Raw genomic sequence first — 24,246 nt, 5'->3', positions numbered from 1 at the left:
TAGGCAACAGGGATTTAACCTCACTTTTTCAGAAAGTGAAGACTTTGTCAAAATTTGAAGGGAATTTGTTTAGTGATAATCATTATTGATTGATGCTTGCCTGTTGTTTTACACCTAATAATCTCCTTCGTTTAACCATAAAAACTAAACAACCCTTCAGACTTAGGTTATTTGACTGAAATATGAGTATTTTTGTGACTTCTTTGATTTGTTGATTAATGCTGCATTCACAGTTGGAGAGGCCGGATTAATTCACGACTCTGAATGTGAAAGATTCATTTCTATCACAAGTCAAAGTCGATCCGTGCATTCTCAGTAGCTTACTCTACGTGGCTAATGCTAAGCGAGTAATTCTAAGAGTTGTATCCAAGCCAAGTGACTAATTTTAAGAGGTTAGTATTTAAATTTATTCGCTTGAAGCTTAAAGCTACGTAGATCTGTGATCATGTTATCCGAGCTTAGACGTTCCTCATGTCTGTGATTATCACCTGTGGTGAATAGTACCAAGCGGTCACAGAGTTTGTTACGCATGCTCTGCATCATAAACTTGATCACGTCAGAGCGAGTCAGCTTTTCAATCTCTTGCACGACCAACTCTCTTTGATTAAAGTCATAATCCTTATTGCCAATACTAGACCAATAGCGTTGGCCTCGAGTCTTTAGGTTGGCATCATGTTCCATCACTTGGTTGATAAGCCCTTGTTTAGTGAGCTCCCACTGCTGATTTGTTATCTGCATAACCGCGTAGTTAAAGTCGGCAATAAACTCGTCGATGGCTTCTAAGAGTTGTAGAGGGCTCGATGTTGGTGACTGGATATAAAATATGATACCTGGATAGCGATTCAGTGGTAAGTAACCTGTGCCCACCATATAGCCCAGTTGTCTCTTGGTTCTGAGTTCGTGAAAGAAAGTCGAAGACATGGTGTGGTTCAATAAACTGAACAGGGCCATTGTCTCAGGATTCGATTGAGAAGCTTGATAGTAGATGATGATGCTGCTGTCTTGGTGAGATGCGGTAATTTCACGTAGAACCGTTCCCTTACCCGAAAGGTCAACCAACTCACGTTCAGATTCCTCACTGGGCGATGAGACCAAGGAGAGGATATGGTCTAATCGCTTGCCCAATGTTTCAACTTCTTCAACCAACCAGTCGCCGTAGACTAAGCCTTCGAGGTGGATTTTCTCATAGAATTTTCTGACGTGTTCATGTAGATCTTCTAAGGTGATCTCTTCTAACTCTTCAGCCATGCGTGATGGCTCATAACTGCGTTTTTGAAGTGTCACTGTTAAACTGGTGAAAATCTGTGAGATTGGCTTAGCTCTGGTTTGGTTATACCAATTCCTCAAAATCTGTCGTTTGATTGAATTAAATCGATTCTGAGTAAAATTTCTTTCTCTGGCTTTATTGATCAGTAGCGATAATAGGGCTTCCTGCTTACCGGTAAAACCCGTTAGATGCAAGGTTATACCACCTTGGTGAGGATAGATGTTATAACTTAACCCTGCCACTTCGGCTTGATAGGTGTATTCAACCAGGTAGCCCAGTAACATCTCAACGTAGAGCCTAGTTAACGCGGCATTTCTGGGAGATGAAGCGGCATGTTCAGAATCAAGAGAGAGGTACATATGACCCTTAGGGACATTAAACTCATCATCTTTACGGTGCCAGATCCGATACCCTTCCTCTTGAGAAACGATAACTGGGGTCTTATTTTGACTCTTTTCAGGTCGGGGAATGGAGTCCGATATAATAAATGGATTTGCGTCCGGTAGCTTAAGCTCCGGCCGAACCTGAATATGACTCCAAGATTTGAGTCTCTCATCTGTAATGGGCTTTATTTGATATGGGGTGTGGTACCAGGCTGCTTGTCGCTCGGTATCTAACTCGGGTGCGATGATCTGGATGCGCATATTCGAAGGCGTCATCTGTTGCAGTAAGCCTAACGTCTCGGCAACGTTAAGGCTGTCCATTTTATAATCACCATAAACTAAATCCTCTACCTCATAATGGTGCATATTGATGCTGAGGTGGCTGGCCAAGTCTAATGTCCGAATCTGCTCTTGATACCTAAATGCCAGATTGAGCAGATTTGCCCGCTCTTGATAGCGCCAGTCTTCTAAACCTTGGGTCTTAATAAGTTCGATATATTCAAACGTGCAGCGAATAACGGTATCGAGGTGAGTGAGTCCTTTCTCCGTAAGCTGAATACTGATGTTGTAATCTTTAAAGTTATAACCATTGACTCCGCCACCTGCAGATAGATTAACCGCAAAGCCTTGCTCTTTAAGATAGGAGAGCAGGCTTCCATTACCTTCGTAGCCCAGTAAATGGCTAATAAAGGTCAGTGGCTTGTGTTTATAGAAAGGATCTATGGCTGGTAAGCTGAACGTTATCGCCACACGTTTCTGTTCTTTGAGTGGGATGATATGCAGCTGGGATGTCAGTTGCTCTTTCTGATAAATAGGCACCACTGGGTGGCGCTTCTCAAGTTGGTGATTGTTTACTTTGCTGAAATATTGCTCTGCCAGTACTTCAAGTTCATCTAGCGGCCTTGGACCCACCAGACATAGGGTCATTATATTCGCGCTGTAATGGCTGTGATAAAACTCGACTAGCTCCTCTCTTAGAATGGATTCTTCACCGGAAAGAGTTTTCAAATTGCCCACTGAAAATTTTGAAAACGGATGCTCAGGGTTGACCGTCTCTTTTTGCACTTGGTAGGTTCTGCGAATGTCATCTTTAAGCTTTAAACTAAATTCTGATTCTATGGCATGTCGCTCACGATCGACGAGCCCTTCGTTAAACAATGGCGCGATAAAAAATTGACTGAATCTGTCTAAGGACTCTTCAAAAACATCGGCATTAATACTGAAGAAAAAATTAGTGTGTTCAGTGCCAGTCCAGGCGTTATTGTTACCGCCGTGTTGGTTGATAAATGCGTGGTATTCGCCTGAATCAGGGAATTTCTCAGTGCCCAGAAAAAGCATATGTTCGAGAAAATGTGCCATACCTGGCCGCTCAACAGGATCATCAAAGTGGCCCACATTGACCACCATAGATGCTGCGGCTTGGCTAGCTTCCATATCTTCAACCAAGAGCACGGAGAGACCGTTGTCGAGTACTAAATGCTGATATCGACGGAGATCATTGGGACTTTTGATGATTTGCAAGGATTCTGACAAGTAGAAGGCTCCGTCTGATTTATCAATAGGCTCATATACACAGTTAACTATGAGGTATCATTAAAAAAATACTAGCTATTTTATCTGAAATAAAAAGCGAGTAATACATATTGGTCCCCTTATCCTTCTTTAGCAAGTCTCTATAGTGGTTAAATATTATCCGTTTATAGCCTCGAATTTGAAAGATAAAGAAATCCTAAGTCTATTTGACTAATTAATAACTTAAATAGGGTTTGTGCCGATGACTTTTGCGGCTACAATTGGCATATAACGAGAAACATGAGTAGCGAGAGTGGTATGCAGCTATTTTTAATGCGTCATGGTGAAGCGAGCTATCAAGCTCACTCAGACAGAGAACGAACGTTAACCGATACAGGGCGGTATCACACCTCTTTAATGAGTAATTGGCTGGCTAAAACGGTGCTTGAGTTTGATCTGGTTCTTGTCAGCCCCTACTTGAGAGCACAGCAAAGTTGGCAGGAAGTCAGTAAACACTTCCCCGAGCCCAGAAAGTGGTTAGTGCTCGATGAATTAGTCCCAGCGGGAAGGCCTAGCACTGCTGCAGAATTGACCTTAGCTTATGCCGAGCAATTTAAAGCCGACAAAGTGTTAGTGATTGCTCACATGCCCTTGTTGGGTTATATGGTGAGTGAATTGGTTGCAGGTATTGAGCCGCCTCTTTTTGCAACCTCTGGAATAGCATTAATAGACAAGCATAGCGAATGTGCCACTCTGGTATGGCAACATGCCCCCCACACCATTAGTTAAATACTAGTCGTTACATGCTATTAGTTAGATATATTTAAAAACCAATAAGATTATTCAGCAAGAAAACAGTGGTTATGTTGACTGTTTTCTCTGTTTGAATTTAAATCTGCTCGCACCTCGCACCTCGCACCATTACCTTCTATATGGCAGATCACCAATATCGACAAGCACGAGTAATGCTGCATCGCCTCCCCATTCTTTAGGTGCCTTATGAAAGGCCATTACATGTGGATGCTGGGCTAACCACATGGGGATATTCTGCTTGAGGACTCCAGTGCCGTGACCGTGCATGACACAGCAGCAGTGACTCTGCTGCTTAATACAGGCTTGAATTAATGCCGCAAGTTCAAGTTTCGCTTCCGACTGGCGCATACCGTGCAGATCCAGCAGTAAGTCAGGTTGATAGTCGCCCCGGCGAAGCCGTTTCAGCTCAAAGTTATCAATATCATCTCGTGACCAGCGCATCGGACCTTCACTGGGCAGGTGAGGTTGATAGGTATCGGAGAAATAGCTGTCGGCATGGAGTTGCTGGGTTTTCTCCTCGATCACTTTCTTATCTTTCTGCTCAGCTCTGAAGTGACGCTTATCTTGCTTAAAGGGCTTGATCCCTTTAGTCATAGATGAAAATAGATCTTGCTCATCAGAGGTGTCTTTATTTTTCATGTGTCTATTTTGTAAACCTTAAAATCGTTAGCAGTTGCTGATAAATCAGCATAAACGCTAAATTATAAAGATGATCGGTGTTATTCATAGTGCTATTTTATTGAATCCGATGCCATATGAATAGAGTTCAGTTACAATGAAGCGGAATAATCATGCTGGAGTGAGTTTTGGATAAGATTTTTGTAGATGAAGCCGTAACCGAGCTACGAACCATAGGTGATATGCTACGTTGGGGCGTGAGCCGTTTTAATGATGCAAACATTTATTATGGTCACGGAACCGATAATGCTTGGGATGAAGCCATCGCCTTAGTTTTTCATGCCCTTCATTTGCCTGAAGAGTTAGGTCAGCAAGTGATCCACTCTAATCTCACCAGCAGTGAGAAGCATAAAATTGTTGAGCTTATTATTCGTCGTGTAAGAGAGCGCCTGCCGGTTCCTTATTTGACCAACAAGGTCATGTTTGCTGGACTTGAGTTTTTTGTCGATGAACGTGTATTGGTGCCACGCTCTCCGATTGCCGAGATGATTGCCAATCGTTTCAGCCCTTGGCTTTATAATAAGCCAGTTAATCGCGTACTGGACTTATGTACTGGCAGTGCTTGTATCGCTATCGCGTGTGCCTATGAGTTCGATGAGGCTGAAGTTGATGCCTTAGATATCAGCGCCGATGCCCTCGATGTCGCACAGATAAATATCGAGAATCTTGGGGTTATGGATAGAGTATTCCCTATCGAATCGGATATATTTTCTGCGATACCTAAGGGCCCACATTACGACCTAATCGTGTCTAACCCACCATATGTAGATGCCGAAGATATCGGTGACATGCCCGATGAGTACCAGCACGAACCAGAGATTGGTTTGGCTTCTGGTCGTGACGGCTTAGATTTGACTAAGCGTATTCTGGCAAATGCTGCCGACTACATGACGACAGATGGTTTACTGGTCGTTGAAGTAGGTAACTCTATGGTTCACCTGACGGAGCAGTTCCCTGATGTTCCGTTCACTTGGGTGGCATTCGAAAATGGCGGTGACGGTGTGTTTGTTTTGACCCGAGAGCAGCTAGTTGAAAATGAATCACTGTTCGCCATCTTCAAAGACAGCGAATAATCGCGGCTCAACGAGTCTCAATGGGCGCTGGTGATAAAAAAGGCTAACGAATAAGTTAGTCCTTATTTAAGCTTGTCACTTGCCGCTCATTTAAGCTAATCTCGGCCTGTGTGCAAATTCAGAGTATTTAAAACAGTCAGAGGTTAATAGAGCGGATGTCGGGAAACAGTATTGGACAAAATTTTGTGGTGACAACATTTGGTGAAAGCCATGGTGTCGCATTAGGTTGTATTATCGACGGTGTCCCACCGGGACTCGAGCTCAATGAAGCTGATATGCAACATGATCTAGACCGACGTCGTCCCGGGACTTCTCGCTATACCACAGCAAGACGTGAGGCCGATGAGGTTCGTATTTTATCTGGTGTATTCGAAGGTAAAACCACAGGTACCTCGATTGGTCTGATGATTGAGAATACCGATCAGCGTAGTAAAGATTACTCCAATATCAAAGACTTGTTCCGTCCTGGACATGCAGATTACACCTACCAGCAGAAATACGGCTTACGTGATTATCGCGGTGGCGGGCGTGCATCCGCAAGAGAAACGGCCATGCGTGTGGCTGCAGGTGCGGTTGCTAAGAAATACCTGAAACAAGTTCATGGTATTGAGATCAATGGATACTTGTCTCAGCTTGGCCCCATTAAGGCCGAAACAATCGACTTTAGTCAGATTGAGAAAAATGCTTTCTTCTTCCCCGATGCGTCTAAACTTGAGGCGCTCGATGAGTATATGCGCGACCTCAAAAAGAGTGGTGACTCTATCGGTGCCAAAGTCTCTGTTGTCGCCACAGGTGTCCCCGTAGGACTCGGTGAGCCCGTTTTCGATAGACTCGATGCCGAGATTGCCCATGCACTAATGGGCATCAATGCGGTTAAAGGTGTCGAAATTGGCGATGGTTTCGAAGTGGTAAATCAGAAAGGTTCAGAGCATAGGGATCTCATGTCCCCCGAAGGCTTTGCTTCAAACCATGCCGGCGGAATTTTAGGCGGCATTTCATCGGGGCAACCCATAGTGGCCCATATTGCCATGAAGCCGACGTCGAGCATTAGCATTCCTGGCGAGAGCATGAATGCTCAAGGTGAGACTGCCGAGGTGATAACTAAAGGCCGCCATGATCCCTGTGTTGGCATTCGCGCGGTTCCTATTGCAGAAGCTATGCTTGCCATTGTATTGATGGATCACCTGTTGAGACACAGGGCGCAAAATATGGATGTGCACAGCACAACACCTCATATTGGTATGCGTTAATCAAAAGTTGATGCGTGCTAAATAAATCCAGAGGCGCCTCTTTAGTATTCGGAGGCGCCTCTTTTGTTTTGTTATTTAAAAAATAAATTCCAATCTGGTTGGGCTAATACCAAGCGGTATCATCCTTTTCTCTTATCTTGTTGCGGCGATAAATACGCAGGCAGCTGTTTTATATAAGAAGCGACATCATGGATCAGACATCTCAAGCCAGTACACAACTACGCTGGATCAGCGCCTGTTATTTTTTCTTCTTTGCCATCTTAGGTGTGATGGTGCCATATCTTGGGGTCTTCTTCGAAAATCGTGGCTTTAATCCCCAGGAGATAGGCTTTCTGTTGGCTATTTTAATGGCTACGCGGATCATAGCGCCCAATGTTTGGGCCATGGTAGCCGATAGAACAGGCATGCGCGCCCAGCTCGTTAAGTGGGGAGCCGCTGCGGCAGCGGTGAGCTATCTTACTTTTTTCTATGATGGCAGTTTTACCTATCTTGCCATTAGCTTGTGTGTTTATACTTTTTTTTGGAATGCCATCTTGGCACAGCTGGAAGTGATCACCTTGGAAACTTTAGGGGAAAATACCTCCCGTTACGGCGCCATTCGTAGTTTTGGTAGTCTGGGCTATTTGGTCTTTGTGGTGGGTGTGGGCTTCGGCATTTCCCTTTGGGGCACAGAGATCTTACCCTATGTCGGCATGGTGTTATTCATCGGGTTACTGCTCTGTGCACTGCCTTTACCCTCGGATAGAGCCGTGGTAAAGGCGAAAGGCGACACGCCTAAACTAGTCTTAGATAAAGGGATTATCTGGTTTTTAATCTCGGCGATATTATTGCAAATGAGCGCGGGGCCATTTTATGGATTCTTCGTACTCTATCTTAAGCAATCTGGCTATACAGAGGCGGTCGCGGGTATTTATGTGGCGTTGGGGGTTCTGGCCGAAATATTGATGTTTATGATAGCGCCGCGTTTAATCGGTCGCTTCGGCGTCAACAGGTTGTTGGTAGCTAGCCTAGGTCTTACAGCTATCCGTTGGCTGATAATGGCATATTTGGTTGATAGCTTTATCTGGCTTGGCGTCAGTCAATTACTGCATGCTTTTACCTTCGGTTTAGTCCATGCTGCATCCATTCAATTTGTTCATCGTCGCTTCGATGTGAGTCACAGAAGCAAAGGCCAAGCTTTATATGCTAGTCTCAGCTTCGGTGTCGGTGGGGCTCTGGGTACTTGGCTGTGTGGCATGATCTGGGGAGACGGCTCAGGGGCTTACTTAGCTTGGCTGGCCGCGGCAATATGTGCTTTTCTCGCGATGTTGGCCGTTTACTTTATACCTAAGCAGGTCGATGGCCATAAGCACACAGCTTAAAACTAATGCGCCGAAAGAGTTCAAGACTTGCGTAAGACCTAACTTGGGTATTTCAGGCTTATGTGTAACTGCTTTACAAGTTGCATGTTTTATCAGACATATTAAAGGACAGTAAATGGCAATTAGATTTCGTCTGGGGTTAATCATCAACCCTTTCGCAGGTCTTGGAGGCAGTGTAGCACTCAAGGGCAGTGATGGTGTGGCAGAAGAGGCGTTGGCACGCGGCGCTAAGCCTAAGGCGCAATTGCGTATGCAACAGGCACTCGACGTGATCTTACCCCATCAAGATAAGATTGAAGTGATCACAGCCTCCGGCGATATGGGTGAAACCTTGGCCAAAGATATGGGGTTCGATGTCCGTGTAGTGCATCATGTTTTCGGTAAGAGTGAAGCAAGAGACACCCAAGCCATGGTTAAATATCTTTTAGATGAAGAGTTAGATCTGCTGCTGTTTGCTGGTGGTGATGGAACTGCGCGGGATGTTTATTCTGTGGCCGATGAAAACATGCCGGTTCTCGGTGTTCCCGCAGGGGTCAAGATCCACTCAGGCGTATACGGCATTACGCCACACGCATCAGGCATGGTCGTTAAGATGCTTCTTGATGGTGAGCTGGTTAGCCTGATGAGCGCCGATGTGATGGATATCGATGAGGTGGCCTTCAGAAAAGGCACTGTCAGAGCCAAATGCTATGGTGAGATGTTGGTCCCCGCTGAACCTAGGTTTATTCAAGCAGTAAAAATGGGCGGAATAGAAGTCGATGACTTGGTGCTTAGCGATATCGCAGCTGAAGTCATAGAGAATATGGAAGATGATCTGTATATCATGGGCTCAGGCAGTACCGTCGCCGCCGTAATGAGTGAGTTACAGGTTGAAAATACCTTGTTGGGCGTCGATCTGCTCCAGGATCACCAAGTGATTGGCGCCGATCTCAGTGCGAGTCAATTATTGGATATGACTAAAGAACAGTCGGTTAAGTTAGTGATCACTCTGATCGGCGGACAAGGGCATATTCTGGGTCGAGGCAACCAGCAGCTATCCAGTGAGCTGATAAAACGTGTCGGCAAAGACAATATCATCATTTTGTCGACAAAAACTAAGTTAAAAGCACTTGAAGGACGCCCCTTAATTGTGGATAGTGGCGACCCGGAATTAGACAAAGACCTATGTGGCTATTATCGAGTCATCACGGGATACCATGATTACGTCATGTATCAGGTGGCTAATCCCGATCTGAATTAATCGGTTCAACACCTAAAAATTGAGTTTTGCTGCCAGTGAGCGGCATATATAGATAAAGAAAGAGCGGAGTTACCATGTTAGAGCTGTATGAAACATCATTATATGAGTGGATAGACGATATCGTAGCGAAAGGCGATGAAGATGCCCTATTTGCCAGTGGTTACCTTCAAGGACATTTCGCGGTGGCTATCTCTCAGCTAGAAGTAGAAACTGTGCAAGGCATCGATGCTCTTGGTGAGAAAATGGATGTGTGTCTTGAGCTGGCGAAAAAAGAGCTGGATGATACGGATTTTGCTCTGGTCGCTTCTGCTTGGCAACAATTGAATGAAAGACTCAGCGCGTGACAACTTGTGCCAGCAGTGTAGACAGGACAAGCCTAGTTAAAATTGGGTTAGTTAATCCCAAAAGCCCGACGAATGTGGGCGGTGTGATGAGAGCCGCAGGTTGTTATCAGGCCAATGAGATCTTGTATACCGGTAAACGTTACGCGCTCGCTGCTAAACATAGAGGTGAGCAGTACAATACTGATACCAAGAGGGTGGGGCAACATATTCCCTTGACTGCAATTGACGATCTTTTATCGGCCCAGACAGATGGTGTAAAGCTTATCTGTGTTGATTTAGTCGAAGGCGCGATTCCTTTACCTGAATTTGTTCATCCGGATAAAGCCATCTATGTGTTTGGCCCGGAAGACGGCACCATAGATCAAGCCCTTATTGATGAAGCCGACGCCGTGGTTTATGTGCCCACCATAGGTTGCATGAATTTGGCTTCGTCGGTAAATGTTTTACTCTATGACCGTTTAGCCAAGACTAATATGCAGATTGCCGATGACGCGCTTATCAGGCAAAGCCGTGATAATAATAATCGGGTTAAAGTCAGGCAAAAGTAACAACGACGATTGTAAACTTATTCATGATTGGCAAAGGCGGCGGATAGAGGCCAGAGCTTCGATCAGTTGAGGCAAAATACTTCGGTATTTAACTGGGGGAATGTCAGAACAGTGTATCTCAGTTGGGCTAATTCTCTTAACAAATGCCCTAATACAGGCGGGAGTCGAAACGCAGAAATAACAAAACCTGGGCGGTAACCCATCTCCAGGTTAGATATGTTGGGTATTAGTCTCGTTTGCATCCAAGCAAATCGTCACCATTAAGCTGACATTCAACTTCTACCCATTGTCCATTAAACTGGGATAAGGAGTTATCAGACGATGCATAGTTCCATAACGTGTTATTTTCAACTGGCCCCTCTAGATCTATGTGTTGTTCTTGTTGTTCTTTATCTACTTCTTTAACTAGCCATAGCGTGTCGTCAGGATGACTGATTGATTCAATGCCTTCAATTTCAACCCAAGTGTTATTCAAGCTGGCTAAGGTTAAACCATCATCGAAGTAAGTGCCGGCATCTAAGGCAAACTCAATATGATTAATCATAAATGTTTCACCGTCGATTTGAGCGAGTCCCTCCAGTGAGAAGCTCTTTGAAACAGGCGTTTGCTGGCTTTCAAAATCAATTTCTGTGGCAAGTAGTGCTTGGTTTTTTTCTATTAGGTCAACATTAAGGATATCACCGATACTAAGATCGCTCTGACTGCCATCTTCGAAACGCGTTTCAGCCGTAATCTTAATTTTAGTGTGTCCATTAAGCTCAAAGTGGCTCTGTTCTGAATTGACCCAAGTGACGGTGCCTTCTACTTCTGCACCGTGATAGTCATGCTGATTTTCTATATCGATATCAATGGCATCTAACATATGATTAGAATATTGACCAAATACTTCGACCCATAGGCCAACTTGAAGTGTATTTTTATCATCAAATTCGGCATTAGAATAATTGACAATAATTGTGCCTATATTGAACTGATGGGCATCAATATTGAGGGAAGAAATTCGGCCTTCGACTTCTGAAGTCGTTAATTCAAGCGGGTTATCAATAGAAGAGACTAACCAGCTAGCATCACTTTGTTGCTTAGCAGAGATCATCACCCAGCTGCCAATTGCGATATTATCGCTTAGCTGGTCAAAATAGAATGCTTCACCGTTGACCACAATATGGTCGGCTTGGATGGCCGTTACAATTCCTGTGACTGCAGGATCGAGTTCAATCTCTTGTGCTGAAGCATTCAATGTTTCAATTTCAACCTGCGTGCCTTGGGTTATTGCACTTGTTGTGAGAATATTATCCTCATAGCTAACGGATGCCTGAGTTGTTTCCAATTGATAGCCATTAACAGTAATTGTTTGCTCACCCACAGATATGCTGTCAACGGGTCCAAAAATAGTAGTTGTGCTAGGCTCGGGGCTAGTATCATCGGTATCATTACTAGAACTGCCACAGCCGGCAACGAATGTCGCGAGCACACCCGCTAAAACGAAATATTTAACACTTGAGCTTTTCATTACTTGTCATACCTTAATGAATAAAATACAGGATAGGCTGAGCATCATATTGATGTGAGTGTGAAGGACTCGTGAAGAAAAGCGTAAAAAATATGAAAGTATTAATTGTCGAAGATAATCCTAGTGTCTCTGAAACCATCGCGGATTATTTGGAACTCGAAGGCATTGTGATTGATTGTGCCTACCACGGCGAGAGTGCCATCCATTTAGTCGCTGAAAACCATTATGATGTGATTATAATGGATATTATGATGCCTAAACTTGATGGGATCAGCACGGTGAAAAAGCTGAGACAAGAGCTATTTTGCAGTACACCTATTTTATTTCTCACGGCTAAAGACCATCTGGAAGATAAGATCTTGGCCTTCCAAGCTGGGGGAGATGATTACCTGCTGAAACCTTTTGCGATGCAAGAACTGAGTCTACGGCTACATGCCTTGGAAAATCGTGGTCCTCGTAAAGATATCGGTGAACTTAAATATGCAGATATCGTTATGGATATACGCACTAACCAAGTTATTCGGGGTGAGGTCGTCGTTAAATTAAGCAGAACGCAACTTAAAATACTTAAGCTGCTGCTAAAGCATGCTCCAGGTTATGTCAGTCGTCAAGAGATCACCGAGGCCCTGTGGGGGGACGAATCTCCAAATAGCGATGCACTTCGAAGTCATGTCTATGGATTAAGGACAGCGCTCAATAAAGGGTTTAGTGAGTCCAGACTTGAAACCTTACATGGCCAAGGCTATCGGATTAAATAAATCTCATGGCTAACCTAGTTTTATCGCTATAGCGCTTATATGGAAAGTGACCTCTCTATGTTCAATATTCTTGGATCTAATCACAATCAGTATCCCAGCTTTTATCGCAAGATACGCTGGAGCTTTGGCTTGATGACACTCTTGATCGTCAGCCTTTTCTGGTCACTTATCTATATCGCCGAAGATCAATTAGAAGTCATCAGTTTACACCACTGGCTTGATACCGAGGCCAGTCAATATGAAAGAGATTATCAGCAGTTTGGCCCACAGGCGCCTCTACCTAACTCGGTAGAATTTAGTAGCTATTGGAGTGAAACGTCGATGCCAGACTGGCTCAATAATTACACCAAGGTTGGGTTATATGAGCATCTTATCGGCACTGAAGATAAACACTTTATTGTTACAGAACATCCCTCCGGTAAAGGCTTGATGTATGTTGTCTTTCAGGATGATGCCGATGATTACTTGGATGAATATGAATCTGGTCTTCACTACCTGACTATGATTTTGGGAGGATTCTTAACCTTGTCTATGGTCTTGTATGGGATCTATTTTGTGCGGACAATCTCGCGCCCCCTATCTAAGATCCAAGATAAAATTAGTCAAATGTCCCCGGACAACCCCCTATTCGATATAGAGACCCAGTTTAGAGAAACCCGTGAGATTGAGACCACGCTACTCGAGAGTAAAATCGATATCAGTAACTTCTTTAAGCGTGAAAAAGAGTTCAGCCGTTTTGCATCCCATGAATTAAGAACGCCTATCATGGTGATAAAAGGCTCTACCGAGTTACTGAATAAAGTGCCTGATTTACCTCATGTAGCCGTTAAAGCCATCAAGCGTCTTGAGCGAGCCAGCAATGAAATGGAGCTGCTTACTGAGACATTTTTGCTGCTTGGTCGCAAAGATATAGAACCTAAGCATATAAAAGAGAGCCAGCTAGAGCTGATTCTGATACGGCAACTCGATGAGCTGAGTCTGCTGTTTTCTAAAAATAGTGCTAGCTATCAACTGTCGATTGAGGGAGCTTTGAGTGTATATGCTCCAGAGAGTTTTATCACAGTGGTCATCAATAACTTGATTAAAAATGCCTTTAGTTACAGTGTCGGCGATATCGATATTCAGTTAGCAGGCACTCAGTTGCAGGTGGTCAACCGTCATGATGGTTATGATATTTATAATGAAGGTTATGGCTGTGGCTTAGTTATCATTGAGCGGATCTGTGAGCGAATGAATTGGGGCGTCGAATTAAATAATGATGAGAGTGAATTTATTGCGCGAATAGACTTTTCTACAGAATCGGATTCACCATAAGAATTGGATTCTTTATAAGACTAAGCCAGAGCGCTTGGTGCTTCTGGCTTAGCATTCTGGTTTAGAGCTTAGAGTTTGTAAATTGACTACAATGCCTTACCTTTAATCAGTTTACGCATCCACATTCGATTGGGATTAAGTAGGGCTAATGTAGCCATATCCAGTGGTATTATCTCTCCGCACAGCTGAGCGGCGAGGGCTTCGGCAGCGAGTGGTCCTGTTGTTATTCCCCTCGAACCTAGGCCACCTAAAATAAACAGGCCATCATGAATTGGGGCCGGATTATCTTTCCAGAACTTGATACTGGCCTTAGTATGTTGATGGAGCTGGTAATTCTCTAGCATTACATCGGTATCGGGTGCGCAGCCCAGCATGGGTGCATGATCCCGAGTGACCATACGCACGCCGACTCTGGCACTGTGTCCCGTGATATCGATATCTTCGACCCATGACTTGTTTTCAAAGCTGTGCTGCATCTTTTTAAGGTTATCCAGCTGCTCGTTAGGACAATAATCCAGGTGAGCTGGGTCTTTAACATAACTGGCACCGGTGCAATGAAGCTGGTTATTGCTGGGTGTCAGGTAACCGTGGGAACACAAAACCGTAGTGAGCTTTGCCAACTCGTTGCGGGCTGGGATATGACTTACTTGACCTCTGAATCCGGTTGCCGGAAGGAGTTTGCTTTGTTCAAACTGAGTCAACCCATGGCCATTGGCCAGCACTAAAGTGCTGAAGGGACCATGCTTAACCTCATTCGAATGAGAGTCTGAGTCCTGATACAGGTACCATTGACCTTGGCTTTGCTCGATACGGGTAATATTACAGTTAAACAAGGCGCTGACATCGGCAATTTGGGCAGCCTTGTCGAATGCCGCCTGGGTAAATTCCGGCGGACTTATCCAGCCCCCTAACGGGTAAAAAACACCTTCTTTATCGACCTCTATGCCTGCGAGAGCAGTGGCTTCTTTGGCGGAGACACTGTGGGCGATGTCTTTCGGCCAGGCTTGCGCCGAGATTATTCGGTTGATTCTGCCACAGCTGCGTTCATCGTGGCCCGTATGCAACACACCGCACAGTTCACTCGCTATGTTAAAGCCTTCTCTGAGCAGGCTGGTTAATCGTCTTCGGCTAAACAGCAAGCCTTGCTGAAAATATTGGCTAAGGGTGCCATTATCTGGGGTGAGTAGGGGATAGACCGCGCCTTGTTTATTTCCCGAAGCCTGTTGGCTAAAGCTTTCATCCTGGCAAAAAATCCGCACGGTTTTATTTCGCTCTGCAAGGGAAAGTGCAAGATGAGTGCTGGCAATGCCACCACCTATGACGGCAATAGCGCCCTCTTTTGCTGGTAACTGAGGATAGTGCTGAAACGTATCGGCCTGAGCTTGCCTTACCGCCCGTCGCTCTTGCTGAGAAATCTCATCACTTAACAGAGTCGGTGTTGGGGGCTGAGGGCTCTTTTCTGATGTTGAGTCATTAAAAAATGAGTTTGCTAGGGAAAAACCCGCTATTTGGGCGAAGTTAGCTTGTTGCTCATTCATGTGCACGCTAGATAGCAGGGCTGTCTGGCTGCTGAGCTTTGCCATTTGCCATAATTGCGCTTCATTCAGTCCATGTGAATCTGACGTGTGAACCCATGCATCGATATAAGATGCCGAATCAGCGGGGGCAAGCGTGTTGCTTAAACTTGAGTGTATATCACCGAGATAGAGGTCGATGAGGCAGTGCCCTTGATTTAAAACTAGTCTCTGGCAGCCCGGTATTGCAACTAGCTTTGAATCGATAAGCTGCTCAATTGCAGCTTGCTTGTCAGCGAATGAACCTGAGCTGGCTTGTAGGTTTAATTCAGAGTCTAGAACTGAATCGGTATGGGCCAGTTCTTTGCACTCTCTATGCTGAGTTTGAAGTGCTGTGAGTTCGAGATTTATGCGCTCAACGGCCGATAAGTCAGATTCGAAAATCTGCATATGCAAGCGAGTATCCGCCATGGATTTTTGTTGCAGTAAGATGACCGATATCAGTTGCTGTGCATCACAGAGTCCAATTTGCCCTATCGATAACTTATTTTTTTCAGGATACATTTTAGCTAATTGTGTAAGAAAAGAGTTAAAATGACTATAAATACGGCTATTTAGTGTTTTTTCTTCATGTTCTTGGGTCAATGAATTTACTCTGTGTCTCACTTTAGGCATTATTTTACCCGTGTTTATGGAAAGCTGACCACTTAATTGTGCTAAAAGCGATATTATTGCCGCAGCAAAATTGGTACTGAAAGTACTAAATGTACTAAATGGAAAGAAATAATGAAAAGAGTCGTGATCACCGGACTTGGCGTAGTTTCAAGTATTGGTAACAATAAGCAAGAAGTCACTGAGTCCCTGAAAGCTGGCCGAAGTGGTATTACCCACTCTGCTCAGTTTGAAGAAATGAAACTTCGCAGCCATGTTTGGGGCGATATCACGTTAGACCCGAAAGAACATATTGACCGTAAAGCACTACGCTTTATGGGCAAAGCCGCGGCCTATGCCTATGTTGCAATGGCTGAAGCCATCAAAGATGCTGGTTTAATTGAAGAGCAGTATTCAGATCCTCGTGTCGGTATCATAGCCGGAACAGGTGGCGCGTCATCGGCTAACCAGGTACAAGCCGCAGATGTATTACGCGAGAAAGGCGTTAAGCGTGTAGGTCCGTATATAGTACCGCGCATCATGTCTAGCACTGCGAGTGCTTGCTTAGCGACGCCGTTTAAGATTAAAGGCATGAACTATTCAATCAGTTCTGCCTGTGCAACCAGTGCTCACTGTATTGGCCATGCCGCAGAGCTTATTCAGATGGGTAAGCAAGATATGGTCTTCGCTGGTGGCGCTGAAGAGGTTGATTGGACTCTGACTATGGGCTTCGATGCCATGGGAGCACTGTCTACCAAGTACAATGATACGCCTGAAAAAGCGTCTCGTACCTATGATGCAGACCGTGATGGTTTCGTTATCTCAGGTGGCGGCGGAATCGTGGTTGTTGAAGAGCTTGAGCACGCGTTAGCACGTGGCGCGAAAATTTACGCAGAAATCATCGGTTATGGCGCATCATCAGATGGCTATGACATGGTTGCTCCATCGGGAGAAGGCGCAGTACGTTGTATGCAAATGGCCCTTGCCGATGTCGATACGCCTATTGATTACATCAACACTCACGGTACATCGACGCCTGTCGGTGACATGCGTGAGCTTGAAGCGCTACGTGAAACCTTCGGTGATAACTTGCCAGCCATCGCATCGACCAAGTCTCTGACGGGTCATGCACTCGGCGCAGCCGGTGCTCACGAAGCAATTTACAGCTTGATCATGATGGAAAACAGCTTTATCGCGCCGAGTATCAATATTGATAACCTGGACGAGAAAGCCGAAGGCATGCCTGTGGTGACTGAATACCAGAAGGCTGAACTCAATACTGTTATGAGTAACAGTTTCGGTTTCGGTGGCACGAATGCAACCTTGGTCATGAGAAAGTATAAGTAACCTTCAACCTGAAAGTTACGTAAAATGTGAGGTACTTTATCGCTAAAGTGCTAAACATAACGAAGGGAGCCTAGGCTCCCTTTTTTGTGTCTGGAACACTTATGTCAATTTGGCATGGATAACTAGTTAGTAGCAGTATCTTCTGTTGTTTTATTGAGCTTTATTGTCTAGAGAGTACAAGATCGAAATACCTTGGATGTTTCTACTGTACTGCCTGTCGCGTGAGTTTTGCTTCAGTTATCACTAACAATTGCAGATAATTTACTTTAACGATATTCATTAGCAAACTATACGGGTACCATCCCCCCATAAAATGTCTACCAACAAGTTGTAACCATGGATCCAAAGATTGAATTATTAGCACCAGGCGGGGATGTTGATGCGATAAAAGCGGCGATTATTGCCGGAGCCGACGCCGTATATTGTGGCTTAGATACTTTCAATGCTCGTAACCGTGCTGCTAATATTTCCTTTGAGGAACTTGTTGGTATCATTCGTCTAGCACACCAGTATCAATGTCAGATATTTCTTACATTGAATATTGTTATTTTAGAAAATGAGTTTAAGTCACTGGCCAAGCTACTAAGTAAGTTGGTTAATACCACATTAGACGGTGTGATTGTGCAAGATATTGGTATGTTCCATTTACTCACAAAACATTTTCCAACATTAGACATTCACGCATCGACCCAGCTAACAACCCATAATGTTGGTCAAATTCCTTTCTTGAAGAAGTTAGGCGCCTCACGAGTTAATTTGTCGAGAGAGCTTAATTTACGTGAGATTGCTGCATTAACCGCGACGGGTCGTGAAAACAATATCACCACTGAGGTGTTTGTACATGGTTCCTTATGTATTGCGTTCTCAGGATTATGTTATTCCACATCAGCCAGTGTGGGTAATTCAGGTAACCGCGGCCGTTGTAGTCAAGCTTGCCGTGAAGAGTATGAAATCACTGAGTCAGGTCATAATTTTCCGCTCAATATCAAAGATAACTCGGCGTTTTTCGATCTGCCTGCATTGATAGAAGCTGGTGTTCATTCGTTTAAGGTAGAGGGCCGTATAAAGGGCGCAAGTTACGTCCATACAGTAATAGACAGCTTTCGTAAGCAGATTGATGGCTTTCTCGCTACTGGAGAGCTGCTTGAAGATGGTGAACGCCTCTATAAGGTATTCAACCGCGATCTGACCAATTCCTTTCTAAAGGGGGACTTGAATCAGTCGATGTTTATCGATAATCCCCGTGATAACTCGAAAAACCACCTTAGAGACAAGCTCACTCATAATGGTTTTAAGTCTATTTCGGTAGTACAAATTCATGATGCGGAGCAAGAATTACAGGTAGAAAAGAGCCAGATTCAAGCGTCTGTCAACGATAAAATTAAGCATCTAAGTATAGATAAACTGCCACTGGCATTGGCTTTTTCGGGTCAATTGGGCCAGCCGTTATCAATTACCGTGAGCACTCAAGACTTTATTGTTGGCCAAACTCAGTTAGAGGATAAAACCTTTACTGTGCAGTCTCCTAGTCTGCTGACGATTAGTGATGATGCCAGCATTGATGACAGTGCGATTGAGAAGCGATTTAAGAGTTTAAATAATGCAGAGTTCGACCTACAGCAGTTCGTCACTGATGATTTAGCTGCCGGCCTTAGCATTCCTTTTAAGGAGCTGACGAGATTAAAGAAGCAAGTGCTATTGCAACTTAACCATGAAACCCCCGTGTTACCAGCCGTTGAATTACCTAAACTGGCGAGGTATCCCAAGCCTGAAACACACAGACCTAAACTGTCTATCTTGATCTGCGATGAGGCTGATATCGCCCTTGCCGATTTTACCGATGCGGACATTTACTTTAAGTTACCCGATGCCTATAAGCGCGGCTGTACTAAGTATGTTGATTTTTTCAAACAAAACCCGCGTCTAATCCCTTGGTTCTCATCAGTGCTGATAGGTAAAGATTTTGATGCCGCGCTGAATATTTTAGAGCAAGTGCAACCTGAGCTTATTGTCACCAATAATACCGGTATCGCCAATCGTGCCTTTGAGCTCGGGATTAAATGGATTGCGGGTCCGTTTTTAAACACCACCAATTCTTATGCATTATTGGCCATGCAAGAGCAGTTTGATTGTCACGGCGCCTTCATTTCTAACGAAATCAATCAGAATCAAATTAAACATATTGCACGACCTGCAAATTTCAAAATGCTATACAGCATCTATCATCCTATTTTGCTTATGGCGAGCAGACAGTGCTTCTTCCAGCAAAGTGTGGGTTGTGAAAAGCCGCGTATCGACAATGGTTGTATGCTGTCTTGCGATAAATCGACCAGCATCACCAACCTTAAAGGTGATGAGTTTGCTATCGATAAGCAAAAAGCAGGCTATCCAAGTATTTATAATCAAGACCAATTCTTAAATACTGAGATCATTGAGGATCTGGCTCATCTTTTTGATGGCTTCATGATTGATTTAACCAATATTGGCGCCGGAAATAAGCCATCACCTGATAAGGTGCAGCTAATCCAACAGTTTGAGTTACTCCTCAGCGGCCAATCTAATGTGGTCACAAGCCTAGACAATATGGTGCCGAAATCGACGGTGTTGCAGTACCACAATGGCTTGTAATTTATGGGATAACAAGCTGGTACGTTCGAAGAGTATCACTTCGTGATACCTCATCTTGTCACTGATGGCCCAGCCACATTCATACCTGAGTATTTGTCTCTTCGATTGAAGTTTTAGTTCTCAATTATGACTTAAAAGAGCTAAGAGAACTAAAAAGAAAGCCACGGTGCTTATCTGAATGATATTTTCAGGTAGGGCATTTGTACCTATTACCAAAAGCCATTTTAGCTGCCAAATTAATATTACTTACGAGGCAAAACAGTGATAATGAAAATAAAAAGTCGATGATGTTCATCATGCTAAAAAAGTAAAACTGTATCCTAGGGCTCTCTGGTTATCTTTAAAAGATAACGGTTAAACTTGAATCCGAGTTTAATTTTTTAACTTACTGAAAGTATACTAATCATCTAATTTCCATCGCCTTTTTTAATGCTCACTTTCTATTTCTGGGGCTTAATGCTGAACCCAGCGATAAATATGTCATCGGAAAATAGTCGATACTTAACGAGTGCTGCCAGATTGTAGATCTAAAATCTGGTGGCACTTAGCTGAAAGCCTATCTTTGTAACTGAGCTCAATAAACGAGTTCGGTAAATAATGCCCGATAGCATTACATTAATGCCTGATCTCGTTAGTTATCCGTCACCAAGAAAGCGAAAATGATTCCTATTTTTGTGGAGTATTTATGTTGCTTTCAAATGATATGAGCCGCATGACAGCATTCAAGGCTATGCTGTCATGGGAGCTGCGCAGAGTACGGCTCTCAATCGGGTGTGCAGTCCTGTGCAGTATGGTCGAAATGGTGCCTTGGTTATGCCTATACTTTTTTGTTCAGGCTATCTATGACCAACAATCTCCCTATGAGTATCTAGTTGTCATGGCAGCAGCCTTGATGGCCCGTTATGCTTTGTATACGTTGGCTGTGTGGTATGCCCATTTGGCTGCCTATCACATTATTCAAAAAATAAGGCAACATATGGTGCTTGCTTTGGCGGATATGAAGATAGACAAGCTGCGAAGTCTGAAAAGGGGCGATATTGAAAAACGCATTTCAGATGATTGTCAGAGTTTAGAGCCGCTCATTGCCCATCATGGCACCGATATTATCAACGGGGTCTTGATGCCATTCTTTATGACAGTGTTCCTTTTTTATATTGATTGGCGGATAGCGCTTATTGCGCTGGCACCATTGCCTTTGGCGTTGAGTGCTCAGTTTTTGATGATGCGTGGCTTCGCAACACGCCAAGAGAAATATACCCAAATTGTGTCGAATATGCACCAAGCTCAATTGGAGTTTCTTCGTAGTATTGGCGTCATGAAACTGTTTGCCGTTGATGCGAACTCTTATCTCGAGCTCAGTCGCACAATCCATTCACACAATACGATGGTATCGGGCTATACCAAGAAAATGGTGGGGGCATGGGTAACTTTTGTGACACTGGCTCAAATATCCTTGATCTTGGTGGTACCGGTTGCCATTGCGCTGAATAATATGGGGCAACTGACGTTGGTTGACCTCATGATGGTGGTTTGTATTAGCGCAGGTATTCTTAAGCCTTGGTTGGATCTGACTCAGGTGTTTTCACAAATTCAACAATCAATTGTCTCTATCGATCGCATATTACCTTTTTGTCATGCCAAAGAGCAGAGCGAAGTGGTTTATGACCAAGATTTACAACAACTATCTTGCGAAAACTTGATGGTCACTCGCGGCGCGTCACGGGTATTTGAAAACGTGAATCTCTCCTTTTTGCCTGGGCAAAGAGTGCTTATTGAGGGGGACTCTGGTGCCGGGAAAAGTACACTTTTATCGACACTTTCCGGATCGCTAACTCCAAAACATGGTGGTTGGAAAATCAATAAAGGTTTTGTCACGGATTTAGATGATGAAAGCCGAAGCCGTTATATTGCAGTGGTGGATCAAGAGGTCACATTTTTCTCTGGGACGTTGCGTGATAATTTGGCACTTGCTAAACGGGTGATTAAAGATGATGAAATATGGTCTTTATTGGATTTATTGGGTCTTAAGGACTTAGTTGCTGATCTTCCGGAACTGCTGAGTTGTGATGTTGGAGAAGTGAGTCGATGCTTCAGTGGCGGCGAAATGCAACGTTTGGCTATCTTGAGAGCGGCGTTGGCCAAAACGCCCATTCTGATCTTAGATGAAGCGACTGCACACTTAGATCAATTATCGGAACAAACGGTATTAGCCGGGCTGCGCCAATATTCCCCTAATCAGATCCAGTTGATTATTAGTCATCGCCCTCGGCAAGTTAAGCAGGTTGATGTGCGTTTGAATATTATCGCAGGCAATGTTGAGGAGGTGTCCCTTGGATAAAATGAGACAATTATTTGTTCATAGTGGTGCGCAAACTCGCCAATTCTGGTTTGGCTTATCAGGAAAAATAGCCACTGAAATCATGCCTCTCGCCATTTGGTTGATGCTATTTGCTTTCATACTTTCCCTTTATACCTTGTCTGTTAGCCATATGCTTCTCTTAGCTTTCTCAGTTATTGTCCTGCAGTGGGTGTTAGGTCAAAGTGCTAAGCAAAGCTTTTTGGGCGCATATGAGATCACTCATCACCTGCGCAGCCAACTGTTAACCGATATCCGTCGTCAACCACTTGCCTGTTTAAAAGGCAAGGGCTTGGGGGAGAAGATGAAGTTGCTCACATCAGATCTGAAGCAATTTGAAGACATTTTTAGTCATATATTGGCAGATTTTGTCGCAGCTTGGGTTATTCCTATCTCCATGATGACGATGTTGTTCTGGATTCAACCTCAGATAGCGCTGGCGATGCTAAGTGTCTTTCTCCTGGCGATCGGTGCCTTAATTATGGCAGAGAAAAAATTTAGCGACCAAGCGGATCATTATCATCATTCCAATATGGAGAGTGCCAACCAGCTGCTTGAGTATATTGATTGCTTACCTATGTTGCGTGGGTTTGCTCAAAGCCACAAATTGGCTAAGCCATTATGCGATAAAATTGAGCAACAAAGGCATGATGGGCTGGGTTTAGAGTGGGCCGGCGGGATGGGGGTACTCATGGCTACGCTAATCCTAGAGCTTGCGTTAGTGCTCAATCTGGCGCTTTGTCTCTGGTTTATCAATGAAGGCTTGTTAAGTCTTCCCCAATTTCTCATCGTGATCATTGCGACAGTTGCTTGTATTCGGCCATTGGCACGAATGACCGTTTACGCGGCATTACTCAGGTATATGCTCAAAGCCGCCAGCCGTTTACAGCAGCTTACTCAAATGCCTCAACAGCAGGAGGAAGGCACTAAGCCTTGTACATTTAACCTCTCTTTGACCAATGTTGACCTAACCATAGATAATACGACGGTGCTAAAGGGCATCAATCTTGATATTGCGCAGGGTGAGCATATTACACTGGTCGGTAAAAGTGGATCTGGAAAGTCAACCTTGTTGGATTTAATCGCCGCCTTTCATATACCCAGTAAAGGCAGGCTGTCGTTGGGCAAGAAATCCTTCGATGAAATAGGGACTCGGCAGTGGTATCGCCATATCTCTTACGTGACTCAAGATGTTCAGTTACTTGGCGGCAGCCTGCGGGATAACTTACTATTAGCCAAGCCAGAAGCTGTGGAAAAAACGCTTTTTGAGGCTGTTGAGGCGGCCGGATTAAGCCCTCTTATTGCCAAATTGCCAGAGGGTATAGACACATTGATTGGGGAGAACGGCAATCAACTATCTGGTGGAGAGCGTCAAAGGTTGTCTATTGCCCGCGCCTTACTTCATGATGCACCAGTGTTATTATTGGATGAAATTACTTCAGCACTGGATTATCGTACACAAGCGCAAGTGTTGGATTCGATTGAAAAGCTATCTAAAGGTAAAACGGTGATCTCTGTGGCGCATCGGTTAGATACCATTCGAGATACAGATAGGATTTACTTTATGGAGAGTGGGCAGATCATTGGAATGGGTTATCACCATGAATTGGTGATAACCCATTCTGGTTACCGTCAATTATGGCAAGCGGGTCAGGTGGCATAACAGGAGTGTATATGTGGCTATATCAAACTTAAAGCA

17 protein-coding genes are annotated in these 24,246 nt (G+C 44.3%); 13 read left to right on the top strand and 4 right to left on the bottom strand.

Annotation, left to right across the window (positions count from 1 at the left end; genetic code table 11):
- Window positions 1-393 precede the first annotated feature (393 nt).
- A complete protein-coding gene (locus tag sps_RS08760) occupies window positions 394-3,183 on the bottom strand; it encodes an insulinase family protein (RefSeq protein ID WP_077752181.1) in 2,790 nt (929 codons plus the stop codon).
- 297 nt (window positions 3,184-3,480) lie between these two features.
- Between sps_RS08760 and sixA the strand changes: the two genes are divergently transcribed.
- Window positions 3,481-3,951 (top strand): phosphohistidine phosphatase SixA, encoded by a 471-nt coding sequence (gene sixA, locus sps_RS08755; RefSeq protein WP_077755612.1) that lies wholly within the window; start codon window positions 3,481-3,483, stop codon window positions 3,949-3,951.
- A 132-nt stretch (window positions 3,952-4,083) separates the two neighbouring features.
- Here the strand turns inward: sixA and smrB are convergent, their stop codons facing one another.
- Entirely contained in the window at window positions 4,084-4,614 is a 531-nt protein-coding gene (gene smrB / locus sps_RS08750) for an endonuclease SmrB (RefSeq protein ID WP_077752180.1), read from the bottom strand.
- Window positions 4,615-4,781: 167 nt separating this feature from the next.
- On the opposite strand from smrB, the gene prmB reads away from it, so the two are divergent.
- The 6 genes from prmB to sps_RS08720 all read left to right on the top strand — a co-directional run bounded on the left by prmB (window position 4,782) and on the right by sps_RS08720 (window position 10,469).
- Window positions 4,782-5,726: a 50S ribosomal protein L3 N(5)-glutamine methyltransferase gene (gene prmB / locus sps_RS08745; RefSeq protein WP_077752179.1), complete on the top strand. Its 945-nt coding sequence runs from the start codon at window positions 4,782-4,784 to the stop codon at window positions 5,724-5,726.
- Window positions 5,727-5,881: 155 nt separating this feature from the next.
- Window positions 5,882-6,976, top strand: a complete 1,095-nt coding sequence (gene aroC / locus sps_RS08740) for a chorismate synthase (RefSeq protein ID WP_077752178.1) — start codon at window positions 5,882-5,884, stop codon at window positions 6,974-6,976.
- 188 nt (window positions 6,977-7,164) lie between these two features.
- The gene (locus sps_RS08735; protein WP_077752177.1) at window positions 7,165-8,337 is read left to right on the top strand and encodes an MFS transporter; all 1,173 of its coding nucleotides are present in this window, start codon (window positions 7,165-7,167) and stop codon (window positions 8,335-8,337) included.
- A 115-nt stretch (window positions 8,338-8,452) separates the two neighbouring features.
- Entirely contained in the window at window positions 8,453-9,577 is a 1,125-nt protein-coding gene (locus tag sps_RS08730; protein WP_077752176.1) for an ATP-NAD kinase family protein, read from the top strand.
- A 74-nt stretch (window positions 9,578-9,651) separates the two neighbouring features.
- A complete protein-coding gene (locus sps_RS08725; RefSeq protein WP_077752175.1) occupies window positions 9,652-9,921 on the top strand; it encodes a YfcL family protein in 270 nt (89 codons plus the stop codon).
- Window positions 9,918-10,469 (top strand): RNA methyltransferase, encoded by a 552-nt coding sequence (locus tag sps_RS08720; protein WP_077752174.1) that lies wholly within the window; start codon window positions 9,918-9,920, stop codon window positions 10,467-10,469. The genes sps_RS08725 and sps_RS08720 overlap by 4 nt, the downstream gene beginning before the upstream one ends.
- Window positions 10,470-10,695: 226 nt before the next feature.
- Here the strand turns inward: sps_RS08720 and sps_RS08715 are convergent, their stop codons facing one another.
- Window positions 10,696-11,979 (bottom strand): DUF5666 domain-containing protein, encoded by a 1,284-nt coding sequence (locus sps_RS08715; RefSeq protein ID WP_077752173.1) that lies wholly within the window; start codon window positions 11,977-11,979, stop codon window positions 10,696-10,698.
- A 92-nt stretch (window positions 11,980-12,071) separates the two neighbouring features.
- Between sps_RS08715 and sps_RS08710 the strand changes: the two genes are divergently transcribed.
- Together sps_RS08710 and sps_RS08705 are read left to right on the top strand one after the other, a co-directional pair.
- Window positions 12,072-12,737, top strand: a complete 666-nt coding sequence (locus sps_RS08710) for a response regulator transcription factor (protein WP_077752172.1) — start codon at window positions 12,072-12,074, stop codon at window positions 12,735-12,737.
- Window positions 12,738-12,776: 39 nt separating this feature from the next.
- The gene (locus sps_RS08705; RefSeq protein WP_237158034.1) at window positions 12,777-14,051 is read left to right on the top strand and encodes a sensor histidine kinase; all 1,275 of its coding nucleotides are present in this window, start codon (window positions 12,777-12,779) and stop codon (window positions 14,049-14,051) included.
- 86 nt (window positions 14,052-14,137) lie between these two features.
- Here sps_RS08705 and mnmC1 read toward each other — a convergent pair whose 3' ends face one another.
- Window positions 14,138-16,129 carry an FAD-dependent 5-carboxymethylaminomethyl-2-thiouridine(34) oxidoreductase MnmC1 gene (mnmC1, locus tag sps_RS08700; protein ID WP_077755610.1) on the bottom strand — a complete coding sequence of 664 codons (1,992 nt, stop codon included), beginning with the start codon at window positions 16,127-16,129 and terminating at the stop codon, window positions 14,138-14,140.
- Between the two features lie 222 nt (window positions 16,130-16,351).
- On the opposite strand from mnmC1, the gene fabB reads away from it, so the two are divergent.
- From fabB to sps_RS08680, 4 genes are all read left to right on the top strand, one after another.
- On the top strand, window positions 16,352-17,563 hold the full coding sequence (gene fabB / locus sps_RS08695; protein ID WP_077752171.1) for a beta-ketoacyl-ACP synthase I: 1,212 nt from the start codon (window positions 16,352-16,354) through the stop codon (window positions 17,561-17,563).
- 336 nt (window positions 17,564-17,899) lie between these two features.
- Complete coding sequence (locus sps_RS08690) at window positions 17,900-20,191, top strand: peptidase U32 family protein (protein ID WP_077752170.1); 2,292 nt, start codon at window positions 17,900-17,902, stop codon at window positions 20,189-20,191.
- A 685-nt stretch (window positions 20,192-20,876) separates the two neighbouring features.
- Window positions 20,877-22,529 (top strand): ATP-binding cassette domain-containing protein, encoded by a 1,653-nt coding sequence (locus tag sps_RS08685; protein ID WP_077752169.1) that lies wholly within the window; start codon window positions 20,877-20,879, stop codon window positions 22,527-22,529.
- Between the two features lies 1 nt (window position 22,530).
- Window positions 22,531-24,210 (top strand): ABC transporter ATP-binding protein, encoded by a 1,680-nt coding sequence (locus sps_RS08680; RefSeq protein WP_237158099.1) that lies wholly within the window; start codon window positions 22,531-22,533, stop codon window positions 24,208-24,210.
- Window positions 24,211-24,246 lie beyond the last annotated feature (36 nt).

Source organism: Shewanella psychrophila (assembly GCF_002005305.1).
Taxonomy (GTDB): Bacteria; Pseudomonadota; Gammaproteobacteria; order Enterobacterales; family Shewanellaceae; genus Shewanella; species Shewanella psychrophila.
This window is presented reverse-complemented; position numbering and strand designations above follow the sequence as displayed.

Bases quoted from the DNA above. Each gene is read 5' to 3' on its own strand.
- sixA (WP_077755612.1), top strand. From the start codon at position 3,481: ATGCAGCTATTTTTAATGCGTCATGGTGAAGCGAGCTATCAAGCTCAC.
- sps_RS08710 (WP_077752172.1), top strand. From the start codon at position 12,072: ATGAAAGTATTAATTGTCGAAGATAATCCTAGTGTCTCTGAAACCATC.
- sps_RS08715 (WP_077752173.1), bottom strand. From the start codon at position 11,979: ATGAAAAGCTCAAGTGTTAAATATTTCGTTTTAGCGGGTGTGCTCGCG.
- sps_RS08705 (WP_237158034.1), top strand. From the start codon at position 12,777: ATGGAAAGTGACCTCTCTATGTTCAATATTCTTGGATCTAATCACAAT.
- sps_RS08680 (WP_237158099.1), top strand. From the start codon at position 22,531: ATGAGACAATTATTTGTTCATAGTGGTGCGCAAACTCGCCAATTCTGG.
- sps_RS08685 (WP_077752169.1), top strand. From the start codon at position 20,877: ATGTTGCTTTCAAATGATATGAGCCGCATGACAGCATTCAAGGCTATG.
- sps_RS08730 (WP_077752176.1), top strand. From the start codon at position 8,453: ATGGCAATTAGATTTCGTCTGGGGTTAATCATCAACCCTTTCGCAGGT.
- smrB (WP_077752180.1), bottom strand. From the start codon at position 4,614: ATGAAAAATAAAGACACCTCTGATGAGCAAGATCTATTTTCATCTATG.
- sps_RS08735 (WP_077752177.1), top strand. From the start codon at position 7,165: ATGGATCAGACATCTCAAGCCAGTACACAACTACGCTGGATCAGCGCC.
- sps_RS08690 (WP_077752170.1), top strand. From the start codon at position 17,900: ATGGATCCAAAGATTGAATTATTAGCACCAGGCGGGGATGTTGATGCG.
- aroC (WP_077752178.1), top strand. From the start codon at position 5,882: ATGTCGGGAAACAGTATTGGACAAAATTTTGTGGTGACAACATTTGGT.
- sps_RS08725 (WP_077752175.1), top strand. From the start codon at position 9,652: ATGTTAGAGCTGTATGAAACATCATTATATGAGTGGATAGACGATATC.
- mnmC1 (WP_077755610.1), bottom strand. From the start codon at position 16,129: ATGTATCCTGAAAAAAATAAGTTATCGATAGGGCAAATTGGACTCTGT.
- fabB (WP_077752171.1), top strand. From the start codon at position 16,352: ATGAAAAGAGTCGTGATCACCGGACTTGGCGTAGTTTCAAGTATTGGT.